Origin of the sequence: Enterococcus sp. 2201sp1_2201st1_C11_2201SCRN_220225 (genome assembly GCF_040925905.1) — a bacterium.
GTDB classification, from domain to species: Bacteria; Bacillota; Bacilli; order Lactobacillales; family Enterococcaceae; genus Enterococcus_C; species Enterococcus_C asini_A.
Window position 1 is genome coordinate 26396 of sequence record NZ_JBCOJC010000023.1, and the last position, 11976, is coordinate 38371.

The following is an 11976-nucleotide window of genomic DNA, read 5'->3' on the forward strand; positions in this document are numbered from 1 at the left end:
CCTATTTAGCCTGATTGTATTTTTCTTGGTATAACTCGATAAAATCTTGAATAATGTCCCGTAACAAAATAGTGGTCATTAAGTGATCTTGTCCGTGGATAAAAATAAAGCCAATGTCTAAATTAGCCCCTCCAGCTTCATCTGCTAATACTTTGGTTTGTGCATTATGGGCTAGTTTTAAATTTTCATCGGCATCTTTCAGTAGTTCTGCTACATTCTCAAAATTTCCCTCCCGCACTTGGTGTAAAACTTTCAACAAGCTACTGCGAGCATCTCCAGAGTATGCCACGATCTCAAAACCTAACATGGAAAGTTCTTCTTTATTCATTCTAAGTCCTCCTTCTAATAAAAATTAATTTAAATAATTACTTTATTCTCGCTGACAAACTTATACCAATAGGCTGATTCTTTTGGATAACGTTTTTGGGTTTCAAAGTCAATATAAAATAGCCCATAACGTTTCGTGTAGCCATTCACCCAAGAAAAAACATCCATCAATGACCAGATAAAGTAACCGGCCACATTGACCCCTTGTTCAATGGCATCAGCAATGGCATTGAAGTGTTGGCGTAAATAGTCAATCCGGGCATCATCCATAATAACCCCCTCATCAAAGACATCTTTATAACCCAAACCATTTTCCGTAATAAAAATTTTATGGTAATTTGGATATTCATCTTTTATCCGTATCAATAAATCTGCTAGACCTTTAGGATAGATAATCCAATCCCAGTCTGTTTTTGGTAAATCATCCCGGACAATTCGCTCGCCAATGCCTTTGATCCGATAAACTTGAGTCCCTTTTTCTCCGGTGGTGTTGTAGTGTAACGTACTTTCTCCTTCATAAGCCTTGACCCAATGACTACCATAATTATTAATTCCTAAAAAGTCATTGCGATTGGCTGCTTTTTTCATTTCAATAAAATCATCGGAATCAATGGCAACACTTTGTTGATTGGCATCCAAAATTTCTTGTACCAAATGCCAAGTAGTCTCAGAATAGTATCCCAAATAAGTGGCATCTAATAATAACTTGATTGATAAAGCGTCATCTAACGCTGCAGCATGAAGATCTTCAGGACGGTTGCTCGCGGGATATTTGGTTTCCAAGGAATGGACCACGCCGATTTCACCGGGATAATTACCTTCTTTAAAAATATTAACTGCTCTAGCATGGGCGTACATCATATTGTGCAAACAAGTTACCGTCTTACTAATGTCAAATTGAACTTCTGGCGGAAAAGATCCCAATAAATATTGATTAGAAGCTACCGGATAAATCTCATTAAACGTACTCCAATAATGAACTTCCGGAAATTCATCAAAGCAAAATTTCGCATACTCAACAAAATGATCCACATTATCACGGTTTAAGAAATCATCTTGATCAAATAATGCTTTCGGTGTGTCAAAATGATGTAAAGTCACAAAGGGTAGCACTCCTTGTTTGCGACATTCTGCAAATACTCGATGATAAAAATCTACACCTTCTTGGTTTACCACGCCATAACCATCAGGAAAAATACGACTCCAAGCAATGGACATGCGAATACTATCAATTTTAAATTTTTTGCACAGCGCTAAATCAACAGGATATTGATGATAAAAATCACTTGCTGGATTCGCTGTATAGCGTCCCTTGGCTACCAAAAAGTCATCCCATGCAACTTTTCCTTTTCCATATGAATCAGTAGAACCTTCACATTGATAGGCCGCTGTCGCTCCTCCCATAATAAAATTCTCTGGTAATTTTTTTAATGTCATGTTCTGCCCTTCTTTCTCGAATGAAAACCTAAAAGATAAATTTTACTAGTAAAATAATTAAATTTATTTACACATTAAATATAGCACATACAACAGATCTTTGTAAACGCTTATTTTTAATTTGTTAAATATATTTTGTAAATTAATTTAAACACTTTTTGCCTCCCCCTGTTAGCTAATAAATAGTATGCAAAAAAACTCTGTCAAACTTGAACGAAGTCTGACAGAGTTTTACTAGTATGAAAGGATTATTTTCCTTCTGCATCCGCCAAAGCTGCACCTACAAAAGCTTTAATCAAGCGTTGAGGACGCGTTGGGCGTGAGATTAATTCTGGGTGGAATTGGCAACCTACAAAGAATTTATTTTCAGGAATTTCCACGATTTCAACTAAACGGTTATCAGGAGAAACCCCGGAGAAGACCATGCCGTTAGCTTCAAAGATTTCCCGGTAACGGTTGTTGAATTCATAACGGTGACGGTGGCGTTCTTGCACCACTTCTTGGTTGTCATAAGCTGCTGCGGTCTTGGTGCCTTTTTTCAACTTACATGGATACAAGCCAAGGCGCAAGGTACCGCCAAGGTTTTCGATGTTTTCTTGGTCAGCCATTAAGTCGATGATATTGTTAGCAGTATCAGGATCGTTTTCCGCAGAGGCCGCATCTTCTAAGCCCACCACATTACGAGCAAATTCCACACAAGCCATTTGCATTCCCAGACAGATTCCTAAAAATGGCACATCGTTTTCTCTGGCATAGCGGATGGTTTCGATTTTACCTTCCAACCCACGATCCCCAAAGCCGCCGGGAACTAAGATGCCATCTGCGTCTTTTAAGCGCTCTGCTACATTGTCTTTATTGATTTCTTCGGCTTGAATCCAATCAATGGTGATATCAGAATTATAGAAGAAACCGGAATGTTTCAAAGATTCCACTACAGATAGATAAGCATCTGGTAATTCCACATATTTGCCGACTAAAGCGATGCGCACGTTTTTCTGCAAGTTTAAGACCCGTTCTTCCAAGGCTTTCCATTCGCTCATATCTGCTTCTGGTGCATCTAATTTCAAATGATCACAAACGATTTGATCCATTTTTTGAGCTTGTAACATCAATGGAATGGAATACAAAGTTTCCACATCCCGGGATTCGATAACTGCTTCTGGTGCCACATCACAAAATTGAGCCAATTTATTTTTGGTTCCTTGAGAAACTGGCAATTCTGTGCGAACCACTAAAATATTTGGTTGAATCCCTAAGCCACGTAATTCTTTTACGCTGTGTTGGGTTGGCTTGGTTTTCATTTCTCCAGCAGCTTTCAAGTAAGGAATCAATGTGGTGTGGATGTACATCACATTATCAGAACCCACGTCTGCTTTCATTTGGCGCAAAGCTTCCAAAAATGGCAAAGATTCAATATCTCCCACTGTTCCCCCAACTTCGGTGATAATCACATCTGAGTCGGTCATTTTGGCAGCTCGCATAATTTTTTCTTTGATTTCATTGGTAATATGAGGAATCACTTGCACCGTAGCGCCTAAATATTCTCCTTTGCGTTCTTTGCGCAAAACTTCTGAATAGATTTTCCCAGTGGTCACATTGGAGTATTTATTCAAATTGATGTCGATGAAACGTTCGTAATGGCCTAAATCCAAGTCGGTTTCCGCGCCATCATCTGTGACAAAAACTTCCCCATGCTGATAAGGACTCATGGTTCCCGGGTCAACGTTGATGTATGGGTCGAATTTTTGAATGGTGACCTTTAACCCGCGATTTTTTAGCAGCCGGCCAAGGGATGCTGCTACGATCCCTTTTCCAATAGAAGAAACCACGCCGCCTGTTACAAAAATATATTTCGTCATATAACTACTCCTTTTCCTGTATGATGGGAAAGCACTGTAAAACAAATTTCCATCTCACACTCCACAAGTTGATCAAACTCATGAACTGTATCATGAAAAATAGAAAAGCTCCCTATCCAAATGAATAGGGAGCTTTGAAATCACAGTTTCGTGTACCCTACTAAAAGGGTGCCCAAGTAGGATAATACAAGCTGGTCAAAAAAAAGTCAAGTTCGAGATTTTTTGAAAAGGCTTTTTTTTAAAGGAATTCTTATTGTCTAAAAATCCGTTGTAAAACAGTCGTCTTTCATTGAGATACAAAAAATTCAAGGCAGTGATTGATTCAACATCCCTCTGCAAACTCGTCATTGCCGCTTTAAAATAATTAAATAACCTTCATTAAAATTCAAAACAGCGGTATGATAGATGTAAGGAACACTTTCTATTTCTCTGTCTCTTTTGGCCAACTGGAAAGGAGCAAGCTATGAAATTTCTCCTATCAATGAACCAAATTGCTTATTTTAAACCAGAGACCACTGCCCGCCGTTTGAAAAATGATTATTATTACGGCTCAGGCAATCCCGTTCATTTCCTTGGTTATTTGCGTTTAATTCGTCTTTTGCCTCAACTTGCCAGTCGCGCAAAGCCCCTCCAACCCGCCCTTTATCAAAAAGAAGTACGGGAAATCTATCTGGATACTCCTTGGGATCAAGGCGCCAACCCTTGGCTAGCCCTTTTCTTAGGAGAATTTCGGGAGTTTTTTACTGCGGAAGAATGGCGACAACTAAAAATCCGCTATCAAAGAATACACCTCTTCTTAGGCAAAGTACTAGTACATTGGCTAAAAGACGCGCAAAAGCAACTTACGCTAGCACAAGTTCTACAATTTGTCACAATCGGAAACCAAAGCTTGCGAAGACCTTCTACAAAATTGCGCTGTTGAAAATATTGTCTATAGCCCTAAACAATAACTCCTGTCATACTATGACGGGCTATTTGTCGTGGGCTACTTTTAAAATAGTCACAGACAAACAAACCGCCACAAGCCTGAGCCTGTAGCGGTTTGTTTCCTGTTTTTAATACAATTCCAAATATTGAGATTTCCTTTCCTATATGAATAGCAAAGCTATTAAAACCTCGATAAATAAGGTGCAATAGCACTCATACAAATATTGCAGAAAGTTAGTAATCAGCAAAAGTACGAATACTATTGCACGCATTTTGCACATCAAAACTCATTCAAATCTTGCTACTTTAGTAAACTCTTCGCACTCATTGACAAAGTTTACACCAGCAGCAGCTATTGTTCTAATCTCTTTTTCACAGCTACTGTCAAAAGACCCTTCTGTAAGTCGCAAAATTGTAGTAAACAGATTTCTAATATTGACTATATTTACATCAAGCTCATCAAGTGGATCAACAATGTTTAGTTTTCCCAAATTTTCCTCCTTTCGAGCCAGGCGCCGTGCTCTCTCACTTCCGGTTGAGATAATAATACCACGCTATAAGAGGTGTGCCACGCAATCTAACAGTCCGTTTTATAAAAAAAAACACTCTCTGCTTTTTGAAGAGATTGACGATGGCAGTCTTGGACTTCTCTTCAAATTAATATTGGCTAATACTAGCTAATATTTTAAAATAATCAGCCCTGTTTTTACCAAAACAGACTACATCGGGTATATAGAATTTTCATCAAAAAATATTTTAAAATAACTAAAATTAATTATTAATTTTTTATTAAGGAAAAAACAAACCTTATATATAAAGGTTAACGTAACTTTTTTCTGAGAAAAACGCAGCATATAAAAAAACGAATTTATTTGTTTTACTTCTCATCAAAAAAAATATGATTCATTTTCAATGGGTCTTTTTTGGGGATTAAATTCTTGTAGAATATGCTACAATTTACTTATCAAAATGAACTGAGGTGTGATCATGGGATTGTTTGGAAAAAAAGAAAAACCTACCTGCTCGCTCTGTGCAGGTAAGACAGGTCTAACCAACGCAGCATTTACTTTAGACTCTGGTGAAACAATCTGCACGAAGTGTGTCATTCTGCTGGCGGGGGCGTTTAAAGCAGATCAAGATAATCTAAAAGCTAAATCATTAGACGAACTCCAAATTATGTATCAAGAAAAAAATAATCAAGAAGAAGCAAAGCAAGAAGCTGCGAATAGCCTTCTAGAAACATTTAAACCGACTAAGGCACTTTCTACTATCTTATTGGTGGATGAAGAGCACCGCCTATTTACCAAGTTTGAGAAGTCGCCTACTACTATCTATCAACTCGATTCTATCACCGGATACGAACTAGTGGAAAATGGTACCTCGGTCACTTCTGGAGGTCTAGGACGCGCCGCAGTCGGTGGTATTCTTTTCGGCGGTGCTGGTGCAATCGTCGGAGCTGTTACCGGTCAAAAGAAAACCGCCTCTCTGGTAAATGATTTAAAAATTAAGCTAACGACGGACAACTTGGATAAACCGGTACTTTACTTTAGCCTGATTGACAAACCTGTGAAATCCGATTCTGCCGAGTATCGGGGACGAATTGAAGCTGCTGACGAAGTACTTGCTTCATTAGATATACTTTTAAAATAGTTTATAGCCTTGGCTGGTGCCAGGGCTTTTTTAGATTTTGTTCGCTTTACAAAACAAACATACGTTCGTACAATTTGAACTATAAATTCCAGTGAGGTGATTAAAAATGGTGCCTGCTCTTGCGTATAATTCACCTGAAACAGAACAATTTAGACAGGACTATCAATTGCTAGTAAGGTCTGATGTCCCTCTATTATTCTTGGAGGAAGCGGTAGCTAAGTATATGTACGAATCCGGTCGAAAACATTTTCGAGTGCCGGCTATATTGACAAAGTACAATAAGGATTTATTTTTTGTCTTCGATATTGATCCAGAGTACGCCCCTAAATCAATCATATACCGCTACAATCGCGTCACGACTAAAGATATTGTACTTCGTCGGTACGAGCCGGCAGATGGAGTATCTAGTTTTAAACAGCCTCCGATGTCACAAATACAAGATGCGATTAAGGATCTATAGATTAGTGCGTATTTTCTCTTAAAGGAGTGAGTCAGATGGATTATCAGTATAAAAACTCGATTGGAGAAGTTCGAACCGCAACTGGATTTGTATTACTCAGGTTGGATTCTGCCATTAAATTCTGGAGAATAAACGATAATGTTCGGCGCTTGCAGATATATCAAATGGTCACTCTCGATTTAATGGATCTTGAAGAATATGGAGGATTGCTGATTTAATTTTTTCTATGTACTGCCCCGGAAGCCCGGGGCTATTTTTATAAAATCGATCCATAAGCAGTAATTGGCCCCATCGCTACATAGCCTTTGGTACCGTCTGTTCGTGGCTGAACAGCCCAAATATAGCCACTAGCAAGCACTACGTCATCAAACTTAATCGTAGTTCCGGCTGGTAAATTGGCGATGATACCAGCGCCAGTACTAGCTGATTTTCGCAAGTTAACAGCTGTGCTTAGTTTTAATGTTTTCATCTTAATTTTCCCTCCTGTCGAATTGCCTGCATCAGAACTGCCTCCCCATCTTAAATAACATGTCCATGGGTAGTTATAGTAGTTGCTGATGTTGGTCTCACGTCCTGTTTGGTCTCCACCAGCTCCACCAGTAATCCGTCCGTTTTCGTCGATTGAGGCTTGGGCAAGCTTTTCTCCGCCGATATACACAGCTACGTGGTTAATATCATTTAACAAGATGTCCCCGGGCTGTGGATTGCCGTTATTTGATAATACCAGCCATCCTCGTGCGGATAGATTAGAGCGCATGTTGCCAGTATATGATGCAGTTCCGGTGTCAAATCCAGCCTCTTTTAACGCATAAATTACTAAAGCAGAACAGTCAGTTTCGCCGCCATTTCTAAAGTCCTGGCGATTGCTTTGGTCGTATCCAAGACTCACAGTCTGGCACCAATAAATCATTCTGTCGATAAATTTCTGTATGCTTCCAGCCATGCTGATCCCCCCTACAAGTTATTTTCTTGGTCATTTTTGTCAACAGAACTTACTTCTCCACTCAATCCATCCATGAAACGAGTGAATGCCTGGTGCAGTCCTGTCGAGGCTAAACCGCTTATGGCTCCGGCAATAACTGTTTCCACATAAAAACCATTCAGCAAGCCACCGATAATTGCGCCGGACAATGCGAGAATGGTTGGAATGTAGTCATTAATTTTTAAAGCCTCAATTCGTTTCAGACAGTAGCCAATGACCAAACAGCCAACAACTACTCCTGGTACTAAAAATTGTGTAAAATCCATATCGTTTTCCCCCTATTTCAAAATGTAGTTCATAATGATATATCCGATAACTGTTGCCAAAATACCCATTAACCAGGCTCGATTAGTCTTCTGGTCAGATTTTAATTCGGCAATATCATCTCGGTTTGCATTGGCCAACGCATAAGCCTCGTTTGCTTTTTTGGATACATCATCAAGTCCTTTAGTATTCATTTCAATCGCTGTGAGGCGCTGCAAAACCTCTCGCCAAAGTTCTTCTTCCCCTGATCCATTTGTCATACGTTCCCCACCTTTTCTCAAAAAATAAAAGAGACCACTAATCAGTAGTCTCTTCCGTCACCGGTCTAATATATTGAATGCCGACGGGACTGTATGGAAAACCACCAAGAAAAATAGCGGCTGTGATTAAATTCCCATACTCATCTTTTTCGGTTAACGCCGGCTGAATTCCTTTAATTTCATCTTCCGTCGCATCCACGAAAATCGGTTCTGTACTGTGGTACTTGATTTCAATCTTCATCTTTTTCTTCCCCCTCGATGGTATATGTTAAAAGCTCAATTAAAACAACTTCGTCAGCTTTAACCGTGCAAGAATCGATTAGATCAACGAAAGTGTTTTTAGCATTGATAATTTTATTTCTCATATCACGATAATCCTTAGTATGCTTCACACCAATCTGGATATGTGTACCATTTTTTAAAGTAATCTGTGCATATTTTTGTTTCATTAAAATTCTCCTCCTAGCTGTGATTTGATAAATACTCGTGCAGTAATCTGGGCTTCAATTCTCGCTCTTCGGTTTGGTGTCATTTCAATCTCAATCCACCCTCTTCGCACGGTCCCATCCTCGTTTTTAGGAAGGTACGGTACTAAGTTAAACCGTTCGCGACGTGTATCAGTTCCAGGAATTACGTTATCTCCAACCTTAATAGAGACAGTCGAGGCAGTGGTTGAATCCTCAAAAATACCATACTCAATTTCGTGGGTATGATCCGGCAACTCGATCTGGTGCACATGGGCGGGAACGGTGAAATCATGTTTATGGCTTGGAATATTAACGCTGAATCCATGAGTATGTGGCGGGATATTAATTGATACGTTGTGTGTGTGATTGTCGGCACGAGTGTTTGTATTTAAATTATTTGTTCCGGTTGATTCAAACACTACTAAATCGGCCGTTCCTTGCGCATAGTAGGCCCTTCTTTTTAACTGATCAATATCTGTTGGGTTATCGAAAGCGTATTTAAATGTTGTGTGATCGTGTGAGCCATTCGCTGTGGAGGTAGAGCTTTGAACGCTACTCCCGCCAGATTGACTCGTGCCACCCTGGACACTGGCGCCGCCACCAGATGTTGAACTGGCTGTGTAGCCACCGCTAGCGGTAGACCCGACCATTGCTCCCCCGCCCGCTATGGCTTTAGAGTAAGCGCGAAAGCGACTAGTCTCGAATGTCAGCTCCACAGTATTAATCTTGACTACATCATCATCGATATAGATGCGAAAAGTCACCGGATGATCTGCATCACAGTTATCAGCCTTGTCGTAGTTTAAAATATTGGTGGCACCTTGAGAATACAGCTGGTTAATCTCAATATTCCGTTCAACATCTGACTGAGTGGTGCCAAGGTCAGACGGCACATATCCGATTGACAACTTGATATCATGTGGCTTTCCAAAAACATCCGACTTGGACTCTTTTAAAATGCGCAGGTTGAGTGTGCCAAATTCCTTAGTGACCACTTGGACTACCTTTCCTTCTCGTAGTTCATCTATTTTTGGTATCTGTTGACCTGGTCTTCTCGGGATTGCTTTGATTAAATCCACCGCATCAATGGACCAAGTAACTAGTGGCTGCTTCCACTTTGCAAGAAGTGCATTAGCAGACGAAAATAAACTTTGCGCATCCGTAAAGCGACGGTCTACCCAAACATACTCAACTAAGCCGTATTCTGCGATAGATGCCGCATTTTCTACATAGGCTTTTCTCGTTGGATTCACTTTTTTGATATTAAGCTGATTAACTCCTTCGCCTTGGCCAAGTGGATAGATTCGGTTGATTAGCTGATTGGGATTTTCTTCTACCTCAAAACCAACAAGATTATGCCCTTCTCTTACTCGACAGGTTGGTGTAGTTGGTGGTTTGATAAGGTTTAACGTCCATGGATAGGTCTGTGTGTCAAACGTCCACATGTACTCCTCATCAAAAGGCTGTGGCACTGACCAAATAGCATTGATAATCCCGTTCTCGTTTTCCCAACTGTATTGGAAATAACGTGTAAACTCGCACTTGCCAAGTTGCCAATGCTTTGTTTTTTGGAGACTTAGCAGATACTCCAAAACATCTACTGTTTTGGTATTTGGGCTAATCTCGTGATAGCCAAACATCACCGAATCCATCAAAAGCGAGAGAACGTGTCGTAGCTGGAACTTAACCTCATTTTTTGATGCACTAAAAGACGTAGCTTTCGGCATGACGCGGTAAAGACCAATATACTCACCGTCCGTATCCTCAATTTCCACGTAACCTAATTGCTGAACTTTTTCCACTTTAGAATCGTCACCGGGTAAGCAAAAAGAAGCGGACCATATTTTGTTGGTCTGCTTCTCATAGCTCACATTATAAGCATTTTGCAGGATAGCCGTTTTTTGTCGTTTTAGATTTAAGGCTGTAAGCATCTACATTCCCCTTTTCTGGCCGGATCGTTTAAGGGCAAAGAAAAACCAGCTGACCATATTTGGTTAACTGGTTTTTCATAGCTGACATTGTATGCGTTTCTTAAGACGGCGGTAGTTTGATTGGATAAGTTTTTGACTTTTAGCATTAAACATCACACCTCCGTTTTAACTAGGAAGCTGTCACCCAAAGTCCGGCCGCCAAGATACAAATTTCTGCCAATAAAAAATACTGCTTCTGGCTCAATTTGCTTAGCACCACCGTTTTCGTCCATCCACAAGTAAGTTAGACGTTCTTTGATTCGATATGATCCATTGGAAAATTCAATTACTTTGCAGGTAATGTCCACAAAATCGCTCATTGCATAAATATTCCCCCGATAGTAGCTAATTCCCTGGATGACACCAATTGCTGTTCCATAAAATCGTTCGATGATTTTCGCTGTTCCGTTGTACTCATTGTCCCCTTTTCCAGAAACAAAATCTCCCCAGCTATCCATGTCGGATTTGTCCGCGGTTTTATCTGATAAATCTTGATCTCCTACGCCTAGCAAAATTTTGTATAGGCATGTATTATAACCGAACATATAAATGATTCGTTCGTTTTCCCCGAAAACAGAGCCGCCAGAAGTTTTAGTAGATTCAAGCACCTTGTCTCCGTCCTTAAAATCAATTGTAAAACAGTCTTCATCAGCCAATCTTAATTCTGACTTCCCAAACGGATTTTTATAAAATACCAACCGTGGACTTACCATAGTAGAACTGCTCTCATCGGCATTTTCATGCGATAAAAAATGATGGTTCCTGTAATCAATCGCACCTAAATGGCCTAAATCATGCCGAATAGTTCTGGTTTCTTGGAAAGTGTCCTTGTCTAAGCAATGGATGGTTCCGTCATCAAAATCAGAATTTGATCCACATATCCAAATTTCATCTTCGACTAACTGCGCATCTTGATCAATTTTAAAATCAAACCGCACCTCCTCACTCGGGAAATATGTAGTGAATTCTGTATCGCTCACATTTTCCACAATATTGATGTTTTGGTATTTTAAAATGCCACTATGGTTAAATGCTACTAAAAAACATTTGCCGCGGTTATATCGGCTGTTTACCACTTCAAATTTTTTATCCACGAAATTAAAAACTAACGTTTCATTGTGCTTTATTACGATTTCTTGATTTTCTAATGTAACAAAGCCATAAAACCATGGAGAATCTACATGTAGCGATTTATTGCCAAACACAAGAGTTACCGTCGTCCCGCTCAAAATTTTGCGGACTGGACCTAAACAATAAATCGAAACTGCTTGATCTTGTTGATCCGATGCTGGTATAGCACCGTTAATCGTATAAGCGAGGGTACTCGTAATCATTTTGGCTGTTGCATCAAAAACCGCAAGTGCTACTCCATT

General features: G+C 39.8%; 15 protein-coding genes. 4 read left to right on the forward strand and 11 right to left on the reverse strand.

Annotated elements, in window-relative coordinates; genetic code table 11:
- Position 1 precedes the first annotated feature (1 nt).
- The 3 genes from AB5754_RS07740 to AB5754_RS07750 form a co-directional block, all read right to left on the reverse strand.
- Positions 2-328 carry a PTS lactose/cellobiose transporter subunit IIA gene (locus AB5754_RS07740; protein ID WP_311832792.1) on the reverse strand — a complete coding sequence of 109 codons (327 nt, stop codon included), beginning with the start codon at positions 326-328 and terminating at the stop codon, positions 2-4.
- 29 nt (positions 329-357) lie between these two features.
- On the reverse strand, positions 358-1764 hold the full coding sequence (lacG, locus tag AB5754_RS07745) for a 6-phospho-beta-galactosidase (protein ID WP_311832791.1): 1407 nt from the start codon (positions 1762-1764) through the stop codon (positions 358-360).
- Positions 1765-2012: 248 nt separating this feature from the next.
- Entirely contained in the window at positions 2013-3623 is a 1611-nt protein-coding gene (locus tag AB5754_RS07750) for a CTP synthase (protein ID WP_368259536.1), read from the reverse strand.
- 463 nt (positions 3624-4086) lie between these two features.
- Here AB5754_RS07750 and AB5754_RS07755 point away from each other — a divergent pair, with 463 nt between their 5' ends.
- A complete protein-coding gene (locus AB5754_RS07755; protein WP_368251978.1) occupies positions 4087-4545 on the forward strand; it encodes a hypothetical protein in 459 nt (152 codons plus the stop codon).
- A gap of 292 nt (positions 4546-4837) precedes the next feature.
- Here AB5754_RS07755 and AB5754_RS07760 read toward each other — a convergent pair whose 3' ends face one another.
- Entirely contained in the window at positions 4838-5041 is a 204-nt protein-coding gene (locus AB5754_RS07760) for a hypothetical protein (protein WP_368251977.1), read from the reverse strand.
- A 496-nt stretch (positions 5042-5537) separates the two neighbouring features.
- On the opposite strand from AB5754_RS07760, the gene AB5754_RS07765 reads away from it, so the two are divergent.
- The 3 genes from AB5754_RS07765 to AB5754_RS07775 all read left to right on the forward strand — a co-directional run bounded on the left by AB5754_RS07765 (position 5538) and on the right by AB5754_RS07775 (position 6878).
- The gene (locus AB5754_RS07765) at positions 5538-6200 is read left to right on the forward strand and encodes a hypothetical protein (protein ID WP_368251976.1); all 663 of its coding nucleotides are present in this window, start codon (positions 5538-5540) and stop codon (positions 6198-6200) included.
- A 106-nt stretch (positions 6201-6306) separates the two neighbouring features.
- Positions 6307-6660 (forward strand): DUF5960 family protein, encoded by a 354-nt coding sequence (locus tag AB5754_RS07770; RefSeq protein WP_368251975.1) that lies wholly within the window; start codon positions 6307-6309, stop codon positions 6658-6660.
- Between the two features lie 35 nt (positions 6661-6695).
- Positions 6696-6878 (forward strand): hypothetical protein, encoded by a 183-nt coding sequence (locus tag AB5754_RS07775; RefSeq protein WP_368251974.1) that lies wholly within the window; start codon positions 6696-6698, stop codon positions 6876-6878.
- Between the two features lie 38 nt (positions 6879-6916).
- On the opposite strand, the gene AB5754_RS07780 is transcribed toward AB5754_RS07775, so the two are convergent.
- The 7 genes from AB5754_RS07780 to AB5754_RS07810 all read right to left on the reverse strand — a co-directional run.
- Entirely contained in the window at positions 6917-7603 is a 687-nt protein-coding gene (locus tag AB5754_RS07780) for an NlpC/P60 family protein (RefSeq protein ID WP_368251973.1), read from the reverse strand.
- Between the two features lie 11 nt (positions 7604-7614).
- On the reverse strand, positions 7615-7908 hold the full coding sequence (locus tag AB5754_RS07785) for a phage holin family protein (protein ID WP_311834029.1): 294 nt from the start codon (positions 7906-7908) through the stop codon (positions 7615-7617).
- 12 nt (positions 7909-7920) lie between these two features.
- Entirely contained in the window at positions 7921-8166 is a 246-nt protein-coding gene (locus AB5754_RS07790; RefSeq protein WP_368251972.1) for a holin, read from the reverse strand.
- A 37-nt stretch (positions 8167-8203) separates the two neighbouring features.
- Positions 8204-8407 (reverse strand): hypothetical protein, encoded by a 204-nt coding sequence (locus tag AB5754_RS07795; protein ID WP_368251971.1) that lies wholly within the window; start codon positions 8405-8407, stop codon positions 8204-8206.
- Positions 8397-8615: a hypothetical protein gene (locus tag AB5754_RS07800; protein ID WP_368251970.1), complete on the reverse strand. Its 219-nt coding sequence runs from the start codon at positions 8613-8615 to the stop codon at positions 8397-8399. Before AB5754_RS07800 ends, AB5754_RS07795 begins: the two co-directional genes overlap by 11 nt.
- Complete coding sequence (locus tag AB5754_RS07805) at positions 8615-10564, reverse strand: phage tail spike protein (protein WP_368251969.1); 1950 nt, start codon at positions 10562-10564, stop codon at positions 8615-8617. The genes AB5754_RS07800 and AB5754_RS07805 overlap by 1 nt, the downstream gene beginning before the upstream one ends.
- A gap of 152 nt (positions 10565-10716) precedes the next feature.
- Positions 10717-11976 (reverse strand): hypothetical protein (locus AB5754_RS07810; RefSeq protein ID WP_368251968.1); only part of this gene is annotated, 1260 nt, incomplete at its 5' end.

What these genes read in the sequence shown, in the direction of transcription:
- AB5754_RS07740 (WP_311832792.1), bottom strand. Translation starts at nt 328, where the DNA reads ATGAATAAAGAAGAACTTTCCATGTTAGGTTTTGAGATCGTGGCATAC.
- lacG (WP_311832791.1), bottom strand. Translation starts at nt 1,764, where the DNA reads ATGACATTAAAAAAATTACCAGAGAATTTTATTATGGGAGGAGCGACA.
- AB5754_RS07750 (WP_368259536.1), bottom strand. Translation starts at nt 3,623, where the DNA reads ATGACGAAATATATTTTTGTAACAGGCGGCGTGGTTTCTTCTATTGGA.
- AB5754_RS07755 (WP_368251978.1), top strand. Translation starts at nt 4,087, where the DNA reads ATGAAATTTCTCCTATCAATGAACCAAATTGCTTATTTTAAACCAGAG.
- AB5754_RS07765 (WP_368251976.1), top strand. Translation starts at nt 5,538, where the DNA reads ATGGGATTGTTTGGAAAAAAAGAAAAACCTACCTGCTCGCTCTGTGCA.
- AB5754_RS07770 (WP_368251975.1), top strand. Translation starts at nt 6,307, where the DNA reads ATGGTGCCTGCTCTTGCGTATAATTCACCTGAAACAGAACAATTTAGA.
- AB5754_RS07775 (WP_368251974.1), top strand. Translation starts at nt 6,696, where the DNA reads ATGGATTATCAGTATAAAAACTCGATTGGAGAAGTTCGAACCGCAACT.
- AB5754_RS07780 (WP_368251973.1), bottom strand. Translation starts at nt 7,603, where the DNA reads ATGGCTGGAAGCATACAGAAATTTATCGACAGAATGATTTATTGGTGC.
- AB5754_RS07785 (WP_311834029.1), bottom strand. Translation starts at nt 7,908, where the DNA reads ATGGATTTTACACAATTTTTAGTACCAGGAGTAGTTGTTGGCTGTTTG.
- AB5754_RS07790 (WP_368251972.1), bottom strand. Translation starts at nt 8,166, where the DNA reads ATGACAAATGGATCAGGGGAAGAAGAACTTTGGCGAGAGGTTTTGCAG.
- AB5754_RS07795 (WP_368251971.1), bottom strand. Translation starts at nt 8,407, where the DNA reads ATGAAGATTGAAATCAAGTACCACAGTACAGAACCGATTTTCGTGGAT.
- AB5754_RS07800 (WP_368251970.1), bottom strand. Translation starts at nt 8,615, where the DNA reads ATGAAACAAAAATATGCACAGATTACTTTAAAAAATGGTACACATATC.
- AB5754_RS07805 (WP_368251969.1), bottom strand. Translation starts at nt 10,564, where the DNA reads ATGCTTACAGCCTTAAATCTAAAACGACAAAAAACGGCTATCCTGCAA.